This window comes from Gilliamella sp. wkB112 (assembly GCF_001690685.1).
GTDB lineage: Bacteria > Pseudomonadota > Gammaproteobacteria > Enterobacterales > Orbaceae > Gilliamella > Gilliamella apicola_J.
Map to the genome: position 1 here is coordinate 177,161 of NZ_LZGL01000017.1, position 17,479 is coordinate 194,639.

20 protein-coding genes are annotated in these 17,479 nt (G+C 34.4%); 13 read left to right on the forward strand and 7 right to left on the reverse strand.

Annotation, left to right across the window (positions count from 1 at the left end; translation table 11 throughout):
- Nucleotide 1: 1 nt before the first annotated feature.
- Together A9G12_RS07525 and zapB are read right to left on the reverse strand one after the other, a co-directional pair.
- A complete protein-coding gene (locus tag A9G12_RS07525) occupies nt 2–1,306 on the reverse strand; it encodes a DUF2868 domain-containing protein (protein WP_065565233.1) in 1,305 nt (434 codons plus the stop codon).
- 78 nt (nt 1,307–1,384) lie between these two features.
- On the reverse strand, nt 1,385–1,630 hold the full coding sequence (gene zapB, locus A9G12_RS07530) for a cell division protein ZapB (RefSeq protein ID WP_065565234.1): 246 nt from the start codon (nt 1,628–1,630) through the stop codon (nt 1,385–1,387).
- A gap of 99 nt (nt 1,631–1,729) precedes the next feature.
- Here zapB and tpiA point away from each other — a divergent pair, with 99 nt between their 5' ends.
- On the forward strand, nt 1,730–2,497 hold the full coding sequence (gene tpiA, locus A9G12_RS07535) for a triose-phosphate isomerase (protein ID WP_065565235.1): 768 nt from the start codon (nt 1,730–1,732) through the stop codon (nt 2,495–2,497).
- 67 nt (nt 2,498–2,564) lie between these two features.
- Here the strand turns inward: tpiA and A9G12_RS07540 are convergent, their stop codons facing one another.
- The gene (locus A9G12_RS07540; protein WP_065556156.1) at nt 2,565–2,792 is read right to left on the reverse strand and encodes a helix-turn-helix domain-containing protein; all 228 of its coding nucleotides are present in this window, start codon (nt 2,790–2,792) and stop codon (nt 2,565–2,567) included.
- A 152-nt stretch (nt 2,793–2,944) separates the two neighbouring features.
- Here A9G12_RS07540 and A9G12_RS07545 point away from each other — a divergent pair, with 152 nt between their 5' ends.
- From A9G12_RS07545 to A9G12_RS07580, 8 genes are all read left to right on the forward strand, one after another.
- Nucleotides 2,945–3,634 (forward strand): LexA family transcriptional regulator, encoded by a 690-nt coding sequence (locus A9G12_RS07545; protein WP_065565236.1) that lies wholly within the window; start codon nt 2,945–2,947, stop codon nt 3,632–3,634.
- A gap of 253 nt (nt 3,635–3,887) precedes the next feature.
- A complete protein-coding gene (gene mnmA, locus A9G12_RS07550; protein ID WP_065565237.1) occupies nt 3,888–5,018 on the forward strand; it encodes a tRNA 2-thiouridine(34) synthase MnmA in 1,131 nt (376 codons plus the stop codon).
- Nucleotides 5,008–5,655: a high frequency lysogenization protein HflD gene (gene hflD / locus A9G12_RS07555; protein ID WP_065565238.1), complete on the forward strand. Its 648-nt coding sequence runs from the start codon at nt 5,008–5,010 to the stop codon at nt 5,653–5,655. The genes mnmA and hflD overlap by 11 nt, the downstream gene beginning before the upstream one ends.
- A 48-nt stretch (nt 5,656–5,703) precedes the next feature.
- Nucleotides 5,704–7,071: an adenylosuccinate lyase gene (gene purB / locus A9G12_RS07560; protein WP_065565239.1), complete on the forward strand. Its 1,368-nt coding sequence runs from the start codon at nt 5,704–5,706 to the stop codon at nt 7,069–7,071.
- Nucleotides 7,072–7,224: 153 nt separating this feature from the next.
- Nucleotides 7,225–8,145, forward strand: a complete 921-nt coding sequence (hemC, locus tag A9G12_RS07565; protein WP_065565240.1) for a hydroxymethylbilane synthase — start codon at nt 7,225–7,227, stop codon at nt 8,143–8,145.
- Nucleotides 8,142–8,897, forward strand: a complete 756-nt coding sequence (locus tag A9G12_RS07570; RefSeq protein ID WP_065565241.1) for a uroporphyrinogen-III synthase — start codon at nt 8,142–8,144, stop codon at nt 8,895–8,897. Before hemC ends, A9G12_RS07570 begins: the two co-directional genes overlap by 4 nt.
- A gap of 235 nt (nt 8,898–9,132) precedes the next feature.
- Entirely contained in the window at nt 9,133–10,569 is a 1,437-nt protein-coding gene (locus A9G12_RS07575) for a uroporphyrinogen-III C-methyltransferase (RefSeq protein WP_065565242.1), read from the forward strand.
- A gap of 10 nt (nt 10,570–10,579) precedes the next feature.
- Nucleotides 10,580–11,479 (forward strand): heme biosynthesis HemY N-terminal domain-containing protein, encoded by a 900-nt coding sequence (locus tag A9G12_RS07580; protein WP_065565243.1) that lies wholly within the window; start codon nt 10,580–10,582, stop codon nt 11,477–11,479.
- A 45-nt stretch (nt 11,480–11,524) separates the two neighbouring features.
- Here A9G12_RS07580 and A9G12_RS07585 read toward each other — a convergent pair whose 3' ends face one another.
- Nucleotides 11,525–11,848 carry an AzlD domain-containing protein gene (locus A9G12_RS07585; RefSeq protein ID WP_065565244.1) on the reverse strand — a complete coding sequence of 108 codons (324 nt, stop codon included), beginning with the start codon at nt 11,846–11,848 and terminating at the stop codon, nt 11,525–11,527.
- Entirely contained in the window at nt 11,845–12,555 is a 711-nt protein-coding gene (locus A9G12_RS07590) for an AzlC family ABC transporter permease (protein ID WP_065565245.1), read from the reverse strand. The genes A9G12_RS07585 and A9G12_RS07590 overlap by 4 nt, the downstream gene beginning before the upstream one ends.
- Nucleotides 12,556–12,802: 247 nt before the next feature.
- Between A9G12_RS07590 and gmk the strand changes: the two genes are divergently transcribed.
- Nucleotides 12,803–13,432 (forward strand): guanylate kinase, encoded by a 630-nt coding sequence (gene gmk / locus A9G12_RS07595; RefSeq protein WP_065565246.1) that lies wholly within the window; start codon nt 12,803–12,805, stop codon nt 13,430–13,432.
- A 97-nt stretch (nt 13,433–13,529) separates the two neighbouring features.
- Here gmk and gloA read toward each other — a convergent pair whose 3' ends face one another.
- Both gloA and A9G12_RS07605 read right to left on the reverse strand, forming a co-directional pair.
- Entirely contained in the window at nt 13,530–13,937 is a 408-nt protein-coding gene (gene gloA, locus A9G12_RS07600; RefSeq protein ID WP_065565247.1) for a lactoylglutathione lyase, read from the reverse strand.
- A 264-nt stretch (nt 13,938–14,201) separates the two neighbouring features.
- Entirely contained in the window at nt 14,202–14,699 is a 498-nt protein-coding gene (locus A9G12_RS07605; protein ID WP_065565248.1) for a glycine zipper 2TM domain-containing protein, read from the reverse strand.
- Between the two features lie 209 nt (nt 14,700–14,908).
- On the opposite strand from A9G12_RS07605, the gene A9G12_RS07610 reads away from it, so the two are divergent.
- From A9G12_RS07610 to pgm, 3 genes are all read left to right on the forward strand, one after another.
- A complete protein-coding gene (locus tag A9G12_RS07610) occupies nt 14,909–15,091 on the forward strand; it encodes a hypothetical protein (protein ID WP_176701752.1) in 183 nt (60 codons plus the stop codon).
- Between the two features lie 27 nt (nt 15,092–15,118).
- Nucleotides 15,119–15,631, forward strand: a complete 513-nt coding sequence (locus tag A9G12_RS07615; protein WP_065565250.1) for a hypothetical protein — start codon at nt 15,119–15,121, stop codon at nt 15,629–15,631.
- An 82-nt stretch (nt 15,632–15,713) separates the two neighbouring features.
- Complete coding sequence (pgm, locus tag A9G12_RS07620; RefSeq protein WP_065565251.1) at nt 15,714–17,351, forward strand: phosphoglucomutase (alpha-D-glucose-1,6-bisphosphate-dependent); 1,638 nt, start codon at nt 15,714–15,716, stop codon at nt 17,349–17,351.
- The last annotated feature ends 128 nt before the right edge of the window (nt 17,352–17,479 follow it).

Below are 17,479 nucleotides of genomic sequence, written 5' to 3' on the forward strand. Positions count from 1 at the left end.
ATTACAGTTCCTCAGTTAACCATGCTGGAGTAGCCAATTGTAACGATAATTCTTGCCAGTTGTTAAATTGCTTTCCTTGGTTAATAAACCATACCCGATTTTGCTGTGATTTATTCATTAATTGATTTAAAAAATTAAGTATACCTCGATCAGGAGATCGATCGGTATCAATCGCTATTAATAATTTTTTAGCTGGAGTTAATTGCAGCAAATCTAAAATTTTTTGCCGTTGCTCACGGCTATTTAAAAATCCTAAAAATGTGACAGCATCTGGTGGGCGCCAATTTTCTGGAATATCAACTGCAACCAAATATGCACCCTTGCCTTCTTCTATAAAAGAAATCTGTGAACGCCAGTGGTTGAACTTTTGGTGCTGATCGGCATCTTCAATATTCACTAATAACGGTTGTAAATGATTAGCTAACAGCTGATAATCCGCTTGATTAACATCTAATTTAATTCGTCGACAACTTAACCACCAATTAAATCCGCAGATGAGCATACAAATAAAACGAATACTCAAACCATAAACTACAAAAACCCCTAATAACCAAACCGCCCAGGAAGATCGAATTTCACCCGAATTTAATGCCTGATCACTTAGCCGAATAACATCATCTTGAGGTATGGCAAAACCTAATTTGGCTGGAATTAAACCTAAGTAATGGGTTAAATCAATAATTGCATCGGAACTTAATAAAGTAGTTTTCCATTCAAAACTATAATGCTGCGTGGAAAATAGTGCTAACAATACCAATAATGCCGAACTTAATATCACCGTCCAGAATAAATTTAATACCAAACCAATGAGCCAACGAATATGGTTACCAAACAGTTCATTAAATGCCGGAATAAGTTGATGCACTGTTTTTTTTTGCGAAAACTTTTTAGCTAACCAAAGCCAACAATACACCAAAATACTGCCACCAAGATTGGCAAACATAAATAAAGATAGCAACCAAATTATTAAGGTAACAAGATGCACACCCAGCAAACTAAACAGTGCCCAGTATAAATTTACCGGATCTTGACTTAATGCACCAACAGCTAAAGTTGCACCTAAAAAAACGGAGAGTAAAAGTAATAAGATAAAAGAGAGTTTGACTGCATTTAATAATATTTTTTGCGCTGATAACAAACCAGTTTGTTTGGCTAATAACGTCGCCCGCATAACAATACGATTAGTCAAGGAAGTTTGCGTGGCTCTAACTTGGCGATTTATGTCTTGATCAGCAAAACGCCCCGACTCTTTTTCAATCAAGTGGATAGTTTCAGTGAGCCATAATGATTTTAACTCTTCACGCATAAGACTAATCTTCAATTGCTATTGATAAAATACAAAATAAACGCGACCTAAGCCGCGTTAAAAATTAATTTAAATAGTTTATTGGGTAATTTCACCAATCTTACTTAATAAAGTTTGAATTCTTTGTTGCCATACCTGTTGATCTTGTTTCAATTTTTCATTTTCATCACGTAGTGCTTTCATTTCATCAGAACTATCATTAATTAATTGTTCTAATTCTTGATTACCTTGTTTCAAAGTAGCAATTTCTTGCTGTAGTGTTTTAATGGTATTTACAGTATGTTGAATTCGATTTTCTAATTGATTCAAAATTTCTAAAGACATATTTTCCTCTAGTTCAAATTATTTGGTATATAATGTTTACTATTATAACCAATTCATTCTAAAATCTATACCTATTTAAACCTTAAGTTGGAGAAAATTATGCGTAAACCACTCGTTATGGGTAACTGGAAACTCAATGGTAGTATCGATATGGCAAAAGACCTAGTTGCAGGGTTAAGAAATGCATTATCAACTGATGCTGGATGTGATATTGCAATTGCGCCACCAGTTGTCTATTTGGACTTTGTAAAACATCAATTAGGGGGTTCTAATATTTTCTTAGGTGCACAAGATGTTGATGTTAATCTTTCTGGTGCTTTCACTGGTGAAAACTCAGCTACAATGTTGAAAGAAGTTGGGGTTACTCACGTCATCATTGGTCACTCAGAACGTCGTACTTATCATAAAGAATCAGATGAATTAATTGCTAAAAAATTCGCCGTATTAAAAGAAGCTGGTTTAATTCCGGTACTTTGTATTGGTGAATCAGAAGCTGAAAATGAAGCAGGTCAAACTCAAGCAGTATGTGCACGTCAGATCGATGCCGTAATTAATGCATTAGGCGTACAAGCATTCAATGGTGCGGTTATTGCTTATGAACCAATCTGGGCAATTGGAACCGGTAAATCTGCAACTCCAGCCCAAGCACAAGCGGTGCATAAATTCATTCGTGACCATATAGCTAAAAAAGATGCCAAAGTTGCTGAACAAGTTATTATTCAGTATGGTGGTTCAGTTAACGATAAAAATGCTGCTGAATTATTTACCCAGCCAGATATTGACGGAGCTTTAGTTGGCGGTGCCTCACTAAAAGCTGATGCCTTTGCCGTCATTGTTAAAGCTGCTGAAAAAGCCAAACATAAATAAACAGAAGACGCCAACTTGGGCGTCTTTATTTATCATATTGTTTTAGTTGATTTCATTTAAAACAATACTACTTTTTATTCTTTTTAGCGTAACGAGTAGGCCAAATTTGCTCTACCGGAACTTGTAAATATTCGGAAATAATTCTTTCGTATTTTGGACAATGGCGGTAGAGTGCATTTCTTAAAGTATCAGCTTGTAATCCGCTTGAACGTGATAATGCTCGCAAATTTCCCCCTCTAATTTTAATTTCACCAACGACTCTTGATGGTGTCCAGTCTTGATCTTGTTCGCTCATTATGAGATCCTCTATAAGTTTATTCTTTTAATATTGAAAAGATTATCGGTCTTACAACACTAATATGGTATAAAAACACCCACAAAGAATAACACATAAAAACGCGAATTAAAACGAAAATAATAAAAATATAACTTGAAATGGAATTAAAAATGAAGGAAAGCAAAGAAAAAACGCTCAGCGATCAAGAAAAAAAGAGTATTCTTGTTCATACTGGAGTAATTAACTTTAAAAGTAGATTAACGTTAGTCTTAGAAGGTTTATCAGGTAATGCTTTTGCTAAAAAGATAGGCATGTCTGAAGCAGTGATTCGTGACTATTTATCAGGGAAAACCTACCCTTCTTTAAATCGATTAGCTATCATTGCTCAAAAATGTGATGTACCAGTAGAATGGTTAGCTACAGGTAAAGGTGAGTGTCGATTAATTCCGGAAACCGAAATTAGAGGTGCTATACACATCCCATTTCATCAATTAAATGCAACAGCTCAATCAGTTGCTACAATTGAATCAATCCCTTTTGATATTAGCCTCATCAAACACCATGGGTTTAATGCCGATGACTTAATTGCGATATGGGCTAAAGGGGATAGTATGGAATCAACCATATCGAATAATGACATTCTTATTATTAATAAAACACATTGCAAACCACTTGATGGTTATCTTTATGCAGTCCAATATGATGACCAAATCAGTGTTAAACGCATTCAAAATCAAGGTTGTAGCTTAGCATTACTTTGTGACAATGCTAAATACCCAAGTATTATTGTGGATAAAAATGCACCACAAGACTTTGAAATTATTGGCCATGTCGTTTATGTACTAAAAAAACTTAATTAATAAATTTTGTTCACTTTATAGTTAATAATAACTTTGCTTATAAACTTCGATGAAGTTATTATTAACTATTTCGTTTTTTTCCACGCTTATAATTGGAATATCATCCCCGAAAATCGTAAAAATGTTTCAGGTGAGCTATACGTTTTAATATAATTTGTTCATTACTTTTTCATTGTAACGGGCATAACTTTAGGCATTTTAGTCTAGTTATGTTAAAATTAATCATCAAATTTCAGTTTATTTTCTTGTTATTATGTCGAACCCAAATACAATCAAAAAAGTCGTTGTCGGAATGTCTGGTGGTGTTGATTCCTCCGTTTCAGCTTATTTATTACAACAACAAGGTTATGATGTTGTTGGCTTATTTATGAAAAACTGGGAAGAGGATGATACTGATGAATATTGCTCAGCAGCTGTAGATTTAGCCGACGCTCAAGCTGTATGTGATAAATTAAATATTAAGCTACATACCATTAATTTTGCTGCCGAATATTGGGATAATGTATTTGAACATTTTTTATCTGAATACAAAGCAGGTCGAACGCCCAACCCTGATATTTTATGTAATAAAGAGATCAAATTTAAAGCCTTTTTAGAATATGCAGCCCAAGATCTTGGTGCTGACTATATTGCTACAGGTCATTATGTGCGTAAACGGGAAGCCAATAACAAAATCGAATTATTACGTGGTATTGATAACAATAAAGATCAAAGTTATTTTTTATACACCTTGAGTGAAGACCAAATTCGTCAAAGCTTATTCCCGGTTGGTGAGTTAGAAAAACCGCAAGTCCGTAAAATTGCCGAGCAACTTGGTTTAGCAACTGCTGCCAAAAAAGATTCTACTGGGATCTGTTTTATTGGTGAGCGTAAGTTTAGTGACTTTTTAGCTCGTTATTTACCAGCTCAAGTTGGCAATATTCGCACTGTTGATGGTGAGATAATAGGTCAACATCATGGACTTATGTACCACACATTAGGACAACGTAAAGGACTTGGGATTGGCGGACTAAAACAGGCCGAAGATACTCCATGGTATGTAGTCGATAAGGATATTAAAAATAACGAATTAATTGTAGCCCAAGGCCATGACCACCCTGCACTTTTTTCAGATGGTTTAATTGCCCAGCAATTACATTGGGTAAATCGGCAAGTAGTGACTCAACCATTTAGTTGTACAGTTAAAACCCGTTACCGTCAACAGGATATAAACTGTCAGGTTAACCCTTTAGCAGAAGATGAAATTGAAGTAGTTTTTGCTAATCCTGTTGCAGCTGTAACTCCTGGACAATCGGCGGTTTTTTACCAAGGTGAAGTGTGCTTAGGTGGTGGTATTATTGCAAACAGGATTATAGATAGTAAGGAGCATTTGCATGAACACTAAATATCATCATATTGCTATCGCCCTTGCCGGAGTAGCACAAAGCACAATATTAATCCCCCAACTTGCCAATACGGGGGTTTGCAGTGCTACCTTATATGAACAATCAATAAATAGTGTTTTTCAAACTTCTCCTAAAACGACGGTAGATGTATTTGGAGGATTGAACAACCTCAGAACTGGCTTAAAAGCGTTGATACAACTACTTTCTTCAGGGCAAAAAGAACAAATAGAGTTAATTCGTTATCTATTTGGCTCCTTAAGTATTACCAGCAAACTAATCAAAAATACCGAAGCATTAACTAAGATAGATCAGCGCTTAACCCGTATATCCAGGCTTTATACTGATATGAGTGATGAAACAATACAAGCACATATTGATGATCTTTCGTACTCACTTGCAGGAATCTATTCTGATATTATAAGCCCTTTAGCAACTAAAATTAAAGTAGTTGGTAAAGCTGAATTTTTACAAAATTCTTTGGTTCAAGCAAAAGTCAGAACCGCACTTTTGGGTTGTATTCGCTCAGCGATATTATGGTATCAAGTCGGTGGTAGTCGCATACAACTTTTATTTTCACGCAAACGAATTTGTAAAGCTGCTCAAGAATTACTACTAGAGATTGATAACATCAATTAATTGGTATATTTCTAAATATATATTAAAAATAACAACGGAGTTAAACCGATGGAATTATCTGCACTCACTGCCCTCTCGCCTATTGATGGCCGTTATGGTGATAAAACTACAGAATTACGTTCAATTTTTAGCGAATATGGTTTATTAAAATACCGTGTTTTAGTTGAAGTTCGCTGGTTACAAAAATTAGCCTCTCATGCAGATATTTTAGAGGTTCCTAAATTAAGTGATTTAGCTATAAATCACCTTAATCAAATTATTGAACAATTTAATGAACAAGATGCTCAACGGATTAAAGAAATTGAAAAAACTACTAATCATGATGTCAAAGCGGTTGAATACTTCTTGAAAGAAAAAGTCCATAATAACCAAGAATTACATGCAATAAATGAGTTTATTCATTTTGCTTGCACCTCTGAAGATATTAATAATTTATCTTATGCATTAATGTTAAAAACTGCCCGAGAAACAGTTTTAATTCCTTATTGGCGCCAACTTATTGAAAACATAACATTAAGAGCTAAAACCTATCGTGAATTACCGTTGCTTGCCAGAACTCACGGACAACCAGCTACGCCATCAACTATTGGTAAAGAATTTGCTAATGTAGCCTATCGTTTACAACGCCAATTAAAGCAACTGCAATCAGTCGAAATACTAGGTAAAATTAATGGCGCCACTGGTAATTATAATGCTCATTTAGTTGCTTATCCTCAAATTAATTGGCACCAATTCAGTGAAGAATTTGTCTGCTCATTAGGTTTGCAATGGAATCCGTATACGACACAAATTGAACCTCATGATTATATTGCCGAATATTTTGATTGCGTGACACGTTTTAATACTATCATGATTGATTTCGATCGTGACGTTTGGGGATATATTTCCTTAAATCATTTTAAACAAAAAACTATTGCCGGTGAAATAGGTTCATCAACTATGCCACACAAAGTCAATCCAATTGATTTTGAAAATTCAGAAGGCAATTTAGGCATTGCAAATGCAATTATGAATCACTTAGGTAGCAAGTTACCTATTTCGCGCTTCCAACGTGACTTAACTGATTCCACCGTATTACGCAATCTAGGTGTTGGTATTGGCTATGCCATTATAGCTTATCAGTCCACACTAAAAGGGCTAAATAAATTGGAAGTTAATCAAGAATATCTTCTTGAGGAACTTAACCGTAACTGGGAAGTACTTGCCGAACCAATACAAACTGTTATGCGTCGTTACGGTATTGAAAAACCATATGAAAAGCTTAAAGAGTTAACTCGCGGCAAGCGTGTTAATGCTGAAGACATTAAAAAGTTTATCGATTCTTTAGATTTACCCGAGCACGAAAAAACTCGCTTAAAATTATTAACACCAGCTAATTATATTGGCTATGCTGTTAGTTTTGTCGATAAACTATAATAATTGAATTGACACAATCTGAAACATTTTATACAAATGTTTCAGGAACATTAATTCAATAATAATGTAGAATCTTATAATTATTACATCACAAATAAGTTAGCCTTACATAGGTAAAGTCATTAAGCTTGAGTATTAAAGTAGGAAAATAGATTGAAAATTCGCATTGCAACACGAAAAAGCCCTTTAGCACTTTGGCAGGCTAATTATGTAAAACAAAGATTATTAGCTAACCATGAAGATTTAATGGTTGAATTAATACCTATGGTGACTCAAGGTGATGTCTTGTTAGACAGTCCGCTATCAAAAATTGGCGGTAAAGGTCTGTTTGTAAAAAAGCTAGAGCAAGCTCTATTAAATAACGTTGCCGATATTGCAGTTCACTCTATCAAAGATGTTCCCGCTCAATTACCACCAGGATTAATATTAGCCACTGTCTGTCATCGTGATGATGTACGCGATGCCTTTGTTTCCAACAAATATGAGAGTTTAGAACACCTGCCATATGGGGCCATCATCGGCACATCAAGTTTACGTAGACAATGCCAATTACGGGCAAAATATCCCAATATTTTAATTAAAGATTTACGCGGCAATGTTGGTTCGCGTCTAAATAAACTCGACAACCGAGAATATGATGCAATTATTTTGGCCACCGCAGGCTTAAAACGCTTGGGTTTTGATAACCGTATTAAGCAATATATAGATACGGACATAATATTACCTGCAGTTGGTCAAGGAGCTATCGGCATAGAAACTCGAGCCAATGACCAAGTAATTATGGATCTATTAGCTCCACTTGAAGATCCAAATAGTCGCACCTGCATTAAAGCAGAAAGAGCAATGAATGAAGCGTTACAAGGTGGTTGCCAAGTTCCTATTGCTTGTTATGCAAAATTAACTAACGAAGTATTAACTATACATGGTTTAGTTGGTCGCATTGATGGGTCTAAAATTACTCAAGTAAAACTACAAAGTTCAGGAATACCAGCCGAAGAGTTAGGCAAACAACTGGCAAAACGACTTCTTGAACAAGGTGCCGATGAAATATTACAGGAATTACAAGGCGAATGATTATAGTAACTAGGCCTTCTCCTGAAGGTGAAGTCCTAACTACCCAACTTAACCAAGCTAACTTCCCCGCGATACATTTACCTTTGTTTGATATAACTGCCGGTAATGATTTGGTCAATTTACAACAACAACTCAATCAACTGTTACCATTAGATATCGTTATCATTTCATCGCCACAAATTACCTATATCATTAAAAATAACCTAGCTAATCTATCTTTACCCAAACACGTTCGTTATTTTGCAATTGGTGAAAAATCAGCCAAACTTTTTGGTCAATTAACTAAACAAAGTATCAGTTACCCTGAGCAAGAAAATAGTGAAGGCTTATTACAATTACTGGCACATGAATCATTAAAAAATCATAATATATTAATTTTGCGTGGTAATACCGGACGACAATTATTAATGGAAAGCCTAACTCTACAACAAGCTAAAGTTAAATTAATTGAATGTTACCGCCGCCAGCCAATTACATATTCTAATAATATTTTAGCTAATAATATTGATAAACAAATCATAATTGTTACTAGTATTGAAAACCTTTTACAACTGGAAACTTATTGCCAAATTGCACATAAACGCCAAGTTAATTTAATCGTAACCAGTGAACGAATTTTTAGTCATGCTAAACAGCTAAAATGGCAAAAAATCCTTCTAGTTGCTAGTGCTCATAATCAGGATTTATTAACGGCTATAAGGAGATTTTACCCAAATTATGGTGATAATAAACTACTAAAGACTACTAGCTAAAAAGATTAACTACTTTAAATATCCTAAACATCCGTAGCTTAATCTAAGTATTACCTTATAATTATTAAATTGAAATACCTAATAATCTGGCAACATTTACTAACATAAAACAGACCAAAATATACAAGTAACCATTATTAGTTGCTAATATAAACATTAAATTTTATTTAAAACAATGATAAGTATATGTCATAATGCCGTTATTATTTTTTAAAGATTCTAAATGAGGTAAGTTATGCCATCCCGATATTATGGTGCCAACGCAACACTTTCGACAATAAGTACCACTTCATTTAGTCAACCTTCAACATTAGATACCAAGAATGAAGCGAAAAATACAATGAAAGAGAATAAACAAGATCCGGTAACTATACCAGCTAGTACTGAGCCGAAACAAAAAGCCATTACGCCATCGGTTAATAATAACCGCAACAAAGCACCGATTTCAAAATTATCTATTGTTGCTATCGCATTAACTGTTTGCTTAGGTGGATTTATTTTTTATCATGGTCATCAACAATTTAAAAATCAAAAGAAGACCATTTCTATCCTGCAAACTGAAATCGTAAACTTAAAACAAACAACTAAACAGAGTATTGTTAACGATTTACAAAATAGCATTACTGATGCAGTAAATAAGCAAAACCAACAATTTTCATCACTAGAACAACAAGTAGATCGCCAGCTTAATGAACAACAAAAAATTCAACAACAACTTACTAATCAAGTAAATGACTTATCAAAATTAAATGAACAAAGTTTGCATAATATTAACGAACGGTTAGCTGCTATGTCCACTACCGACAATAATGTTTGGTTGATTTCACAAGCTAACTACTTGGTGCACTTGGCCGGTAGGAAAATTTGGAATGATCAGGATTATACTACTGCTCGCTTACTACTTAAAAATGCTGATGAAAGTTTAGCTCAAGCTAACGATCCTAGTTTATTACCAGCTAGGCAAGCAATAAATAAAGATATTGGCTCTTTATCACAAGTTAGCTTTATTGATACTGATGGTATTATTATGAAGTTATTAGGTTTGTCGGAATCTTTAACTGAATTACCATTGGTCGGAAATTATAAAGAAGTTGATCTTGGCATGACTCAATATAATGATGACCTACCGAATCCTACTACTGATGCTGAACAAACCAATACTGAGGTTACAACTGACCAAACCGATAATAATACGGGAATAACATCGTCGATTTCTGATTGGTCTAGTAACTTATTAACGAATGCTGAATCATTTATGCAAAAATTTGTTAGTATCGAAAAACTTGATGAAAGCGAAAGTAATTTTGCGACTTGTTTATCTAAAGCTGGTAATGATGAAAAACAAATTGTTCACTGTCAAATTTTAAAAACACCATTGACACTCGAACAATCACTTTATTTACGCGAAAATATTCGCTTCCGTTTATTAATTGCTGCTCAAGCCGTGCCTAGACATCAAGATCTTATATACCAACAGGCATTAAATGATGCCTCGATTTGGATTAATGCTTATTTTGATGGCGATGCACCCAATGTCAAAGCATTAATCAATGATCTTGAAAACTTACAAAGTCAATCCATAAGTAATCAATCTGTTCCTGATAATTTGGCTAGTCTTGGTGAGTTAGAAAAGTTAATGCAAACCCGCGTACGTTCAGTGTTGACCAAATAGGAGAATAATAATGTTTAGAATATTAATTATTTTCTTAGTGCTTGTAGGTGGCTTTTTCCTAGGTCCTTTACTACAAGGCCATCAAGGTTCAGCTATATTTGTGGTTGCTAATTATAGAATCAGCATGTCATTTAATTCTTTTGTTATATTGCTGACATTCGGATTACTTTGCCTTTATATTATTTATTGGTTGTTTAAAAAGATTTTTAATTCTAAAACTGCACTAGGTAATTGGTTACGTTCAAAATCACCACGTAAAGCTATCAAGCGTATTGAACAAGCCCAATTTTCATTACTTGAAGGTGACTACCAACAAGCTAGTAAATTATTTATGAAAAGTGCTAAAGGTGCTAATAATATAACCTTATCTTATCTACTTGCTGCGCAAGCCCAAATTGATAATGACCAATTAATTCCTGCAAATCAATCTCTTGAACAAGCGGCTAAAACTTGCCAACCTAAAGAAAAATTTGCCTTCCAATTAGTGCAAATTCGTTTACAAATAAAAAATCATGAATATGATGCAGCAAAAGTAGTAATTGAGAACCTGTTAAATGAAAAACCTCGCAATCCAGAAGTGCTAAGGCTTGCCGATCAAATCTACTATGAAATGGGTGATTATCAAGCAGTGATTGATTTAATGCCAAGCATGTATAAAGCAAAAGCCTATAGTGAATCACAATTGGAGCAATTTAAACAAGCTGCTTATATTGGACGAATCAAACAATTATCGACAGATGAGGATCCTCTAGCATTAATAAAATGGTGGAGATCACAACCTAAAGTTATTCTTAATAATCTTGCTTATCAAAAAGCGATGGCTAATTATCTTAAACAACTAGGTCAAACCGCCGAAGCAGAAAAACTTCTGGTTACGATCGATAAAATTGAATCAAAGCAAAAAGATTAATAAACAGGGCGATTTGCCCTGTTTCACTTTAATAAAACCTCTAGATTAGATTAAAAAATAACGAATCATTGCCATAAAAGCCATTCCTGAAATCACAATCCACATCAAATTTTTGGTTAAAACTGCCACAATAATAGTTGGAATAGCAGCTAAACAATACTCTACATTGAAGTCAGGAAATTCATCTGGTTTAACAACAAACAGATTTTGTACAAATAAGGCAGTTAAAATACAAATAGGTACGTAGGATAAAAAGCGAATCACAATATCCGGTAATTGCAACTTGTGCACTAATATAAACGGAATGACTCTTGGTAACCAAGTGACTAATCCTGAACCCAGAATAATTAATAAGCTATAAGTTGTCATGCTTTTCGCTCCATAGCAACACCCATAAAGCACCCCGCAAAAGTACTAATTAAAATTGCCATTTCAGATGAGACCAAGCGCATAAGTAATACCAACATTATAGTCACAGTTAACATTGCAATGATTCGATTCTTGATGCTTTTGCTTTTATCACCGCTTAATTGCAAATAAAGTAAACCAATAAACATAGCAACTAAAGCATAATCTAAACCAAACAGTGCTGGATTTGGCAACCATTCACCGATTAAAGCACCAACTAAACAGGCAAGAATCCAAGTAATATAAGCCGTTAGATTTAGTCCATGCATCCATGCCGGGTTTACGGGAACTTTATTGGCAATCGCACTCATCGCCACAGCAAAAGTCTCATCGGTTAATAAACTACCAATACCAATATTGTTAAATAAAGAGAAGCGTCGAAAAGCAGGAGCCGTAGCCATACTCATTAAAAAATGCCGGGAATTAACTAAAAAAACGGTAAATATGACAGCGGAAATTGGTGTAGCTATAATCATCAACCCTGTCACAATAAATTGAGCTGCACCAGCATAAATAATCACAGCCAATAAAGTCACTTCAATAACGGACAGATTAGAGGCTTTACCAACCGCACCGGCAGCTATGCCAATACCAATATAACCTAATAAAGTTGGTATACAAGCTTGCACACCTTCTTTAAAGGTTAATTCATTACTATTCTGCTTCAACTATAATCCCCTTTTTATATTTAATAACTTGCGAATCCTTGATATTGAATTTGAAGATAATCCATCATGTAAAAATGTTTCAGGTCAGGAATATGTTTCAGTATATATTATTAAAAAGTATATTAATCGAATAATTATATTGCATAAAACAGAATGCGCAATCTGTCGTCATTTTTTGATATAATGGTTGGCTAATATTATATTAATAATCAAAATAACTATTTAAATAAAGAGTGACACACTAGCTATGTATACTGGAACGCTATTTATTATTTCTGCTCCAAGTGGGGCTGGTAAATCAAGCTTAATTCGAGCTTATTTACAACAGAAAGATCATCACCCAGCTAAAGTTTCAATTTCCCATACCACGCGAGATCCGAGACCAGGAGAACAGCAAGGTGAGCATTATTATTTTGTCGATCACCAACAATTTGAATCATTGATCAGTAAACAAGCATTTGTAGAATATGCTAACGTCTTTGATCACTACTACGGCACCTCCAAATCTGAAATAGAACAGAGTTTAGCTCAAGGTATTAATGTATTTTTAGATATTGATTGGCAAGGTGCCGAGCAAGTAAGAGCTAAAATGCCATTAGCCAAAAGTATCTTCATCTTACCCCCTTCCCTAGATGAGCTGGAAAATCGCCTGATAAAAAGGGGACAAGATAATGCTGATGTGATAAAAAAAAGAATGTTAAAAGCTCAGGCAGAAATTTCACATTATAATGAATATGATTATGTAATTATTAATGATGATTTTGCCAGTTCAATATCCGCTTTGAATGCAATTATCGCCACGGCCAGCTTAGAACAGCCTAAACAAGCTATCATTCATAAACAATTAATTAACCAACTATTGCAGATTAATAAATAACAATCTTGGTTTATTATTTATTAATCTAAAATTCAGTAAATTTGATATAAAAATCTCACTACTAATCTCAGCGAGATTTTTATCAAATCAGAGTCTTTTAATTACCTAACGCTTTATCCGCTTGATCGTTTTGGATTAGTTCAATTTTATAACCATCAGGATCTTCAACAAAGGCAATAATGGTAGAACCACCTTTAACAGGCCCTGCTTCACGCGTAACTTTCCCTCCTGCCTGCTTGACGTTTTCACACATTTCCGCAACATTATCAACACCAATAGCGATATGCCCAAACGCATTACCATGTTCATAATTATTAGTACCCCAATTATAAGTTAATTCGATTACAGAACTTGTGGTTTCATCACCATAGCCAACAAAGGCTAAAGAATATTGGTATTCAGTATTTTCACTCGTTCTTAAAACTCGCATTCCCATTACCCGTGTATAAAAATCAATTGAGCGAGTTAAATCACCGACGCGAATCATAGTATGTAATATGCGCATTGCTTGGTTGTTCCTATTGTAATTAATAAATTATTTGTATTAAGTTTATAATTTAACTAGCTTAAAAACAAGGATCCGCATGCTGTGGTTCCGAGGAGGAATGAATTAAGATGTGAGCAGAAGAGATAACTGCGCAAAATTTATTATTGATTAACCATATGAATTCTAAGTTAATCAGCATAATAAAAACTAAACTTTCGCTTACAATTATAGCAAGCGAAAGTTAATTATATTTACAATTTAAATAAAATTAAAATTTAATAACTATTTTTTGTTTTCTTTATTATAACGTGGAGAAACACTAATTTGCTTACCATTAGTTACCAAGCGTACATTTTGCCCGGCATAAAAATCTTTAGTAGAACCTTTTTGGATAATTACAATATTGCCGCCCTCTTCACGATTAATTTCTAACTCAACCGCATTAGCTTGGCTGGCTTTATCTTCAATTGCGCTACCGACCACAGCACCACCAATAGCACCTGTTGCTATCGCCAACACTCTACCGGTACCATTACCAATAGTATTACCCAAAACACCACCAAGTGCCGCACCACCTAGTGAACCGATTACATTGTTATTTTTACCATCAGTAGCGTTAGCTTGAATTTTTACTGGTCTAACAGATACAATTGTTCCATAACTAACTTGTTGAACTTGTTTAGCCTGATCGGTAGTATAAACATCGCCAGAATATATATCACTGTTGCTACATCCGGAAAGCAATGCAACTAATACAGCTAAGGTGACGACTTTTTTCATATTTTATTCCTCATATATCTAAATTGTGCTCAAGATCACTATATGCTGTTAAGCATAATATCCTTTTGCTATAACGACAATAGTATTTTCATTATTTTATCAATTGCTAATACAATTTTGAGTAATGTTGAGTTATACTCAGTTTAATAGTTTATTCACCACACAATATATATATGAAACGGTTATTTTTTCTATTAGTATTATCAGTTATGATAACTGCCTGTCATCATAATGAGCCTGAGCTAATTGCATGCCCAGATGCGAATCCAACACCTAAAACGGAAGATATAAAAAACGTTGAACAACCTAATGATGATTGTATGAATGATCGTGCTATTAATAATTCACATTCATTAAATAAAATTGCAGTACTAGGCTGTCCCGTAAAGTAATATAATTTAATAGGTATAAATAACAGAATGAAAACTATCGAAATCGACGAAGAACTCTATCAATTTATAGCAGGCCAAACCAAACATATTGGGGAAGATGCTTCTAGTATTTTACGGCGTTTGTTAAATATTAATGGTCTCTTACCTAACAAACCAACTGAAACCCTCCACCCACAAAATCATTATTCGATTTTTACCAATTTATTAGCTAGTGATGCTTTTACTACTGAAAAATCAGTCATTAACCGCTTTATATTGTTACTTAGTACTTTATATAATTATAATCCAGGGCTATTTTCTATTGCTGCCACTTCTTTACATGGAAGTAAAAGGCAATATCTAGCTAAGGACAGAGAATCTTTAGAATTATCGGGTAAAAATACTAAACCTCGAGAAATCATTGGTACCCCATATTGGGTAATTAGTAATACTAATACCGCACGCAAAGTGTATATTATTGAATCTATTATGAGCGATATGGGAATATCGGAAAATATGATAGCTCAAGTTATTAGTGAGTTTTCACCAACAAACAAATAAATATACCTAGACGATATGCATATAAAATAATTAAAGCATCAGTCTATTATAAAAAAAGAATTTTATGAAAGAGGAGTAAAAAATGGCAAAGCACAGCAGAGCCGGGTTATTAGCAGAACCCTCTGATCTGATCAATATTGGGTCATTACAAAATAACTATTATCAAATCAAACCAGATACTGATAATGCTAGCCAATTAGTTATATTCGGCACATCAGGTCATCGTGGTAGTTCCAACAAAGGGACTTTTAACGAATCACATATTCTAGCTATTGCACAAGCAGTAGCTGAATATCGTAAAGCTAATAACATCTCTGGCCCTTGCTTTATTGGTCAAGATACCCATGCTCTGTCTGAACTTGCACTTAAAACTGTGCTTGAGGTTTTTGTTGCTAATCAACAAACCATCGTTATGGCTCGTGATTGGGGCTATACCCCAACACCAGTTATTTCACATGCAATTTTAACTTACAATGAAGGCAAACAATCACAACTTGCCGACGGTATTGTTATTACTCCTTCCCATAATCCACCTGAAGATGGTGGTATTAAATACAACCCAACTAATGGTGGTCCGGCTGATACGGATATTACCAAACAAATTGAAAATCGGGCCAATGAATTACTTAAACATAACTTAGATGGTATTAAACGCGTTACCTTAGACCAAGCACTTAAATCCGATTACATCCATACTCGCGAATATGAAACAGATTATGTTAATGATCTGGAAAATATTCTGGATCTTAAGTTAATTAAAGATTCGGCGCTTAAAATTGGTGTCGACCCATTAGGTGGTGCTGGTATCACTTATTGGCCTCGTATTGCTAATAAATATGGCATTAAACTTGATATTGTTAATAATAAAATTGATCCAACATTTAGTTTTATGCACCTCGATCATGATAATGTAATTCGCATGGATTGTTCCAGTCGTTGGGCTATGGCCGGTTTATTAAAATTAAAAGACAAATTCGATTTAGCTTTTGGTAATGATACTGATTTTGACCGTCATGGCATTGTTACGCCTAAAGGTTTAATGAATCCAAATGCTTACTTATCAGCTTGTGTTAATTACTTGTTCCAAAACCGTCCACAATGGCATAAAGACATTGCTATAGGTAAAACTTTAGTGACTAGTTCTATGATCGATCGAGTTGCTAATAGTCTAAATAAAAAATATTTAGAATTTCCTGTCGGTTTTAAATGGTATGCCGATGGTTTATTCAATGGCACACTCGGCTTCGCTGGTGAAGAGAGTGCTGGAGCATCATTTTTAAGAACTAATGGCAAAGTATGGGCGACCGATAAAGATGGTATTATTTTATGCCTACTTGCTGCGGAAATGACTGCTAAATTGGATAAAAATCCGCAAGAACAATACCAAGAACTTGAAGCGAAATTTGGTGTTTCTTATTATGGCAGACTACAAGCAAATGCAACTTTTACTGAAAAACAAAAGCTAGCCAAACTTGATGCCAGTCAATTAACGACTGATCAACTTGGTGGTGAAAAAATCATCCAGAGTTTAACCAAGGCACCTGCAAATAATGCCCCTATTGGTGGCTTAAAGGTTATTACTAAAAATGGTTGGTTTGCGGCTCGTCCTTCTGGTACTGAAGATGCTTACAAAATTTATGCCGAAAGTTTTATTAGTAACGACCATTTAACCCAGTTACAACACGAAGCTCAAGAAATTGTAGCTAAAGCAATTAAATAACATTTCACTGAGCCGACCTTAAGGTCGGCTGCTTACACTAAAAAGATCTACTCTTCACTACCTTCAGTTCATTTTAGTCAATTTTATAAATTGTTTAATCAAACTTTATACTTAAACGCATAGCACTC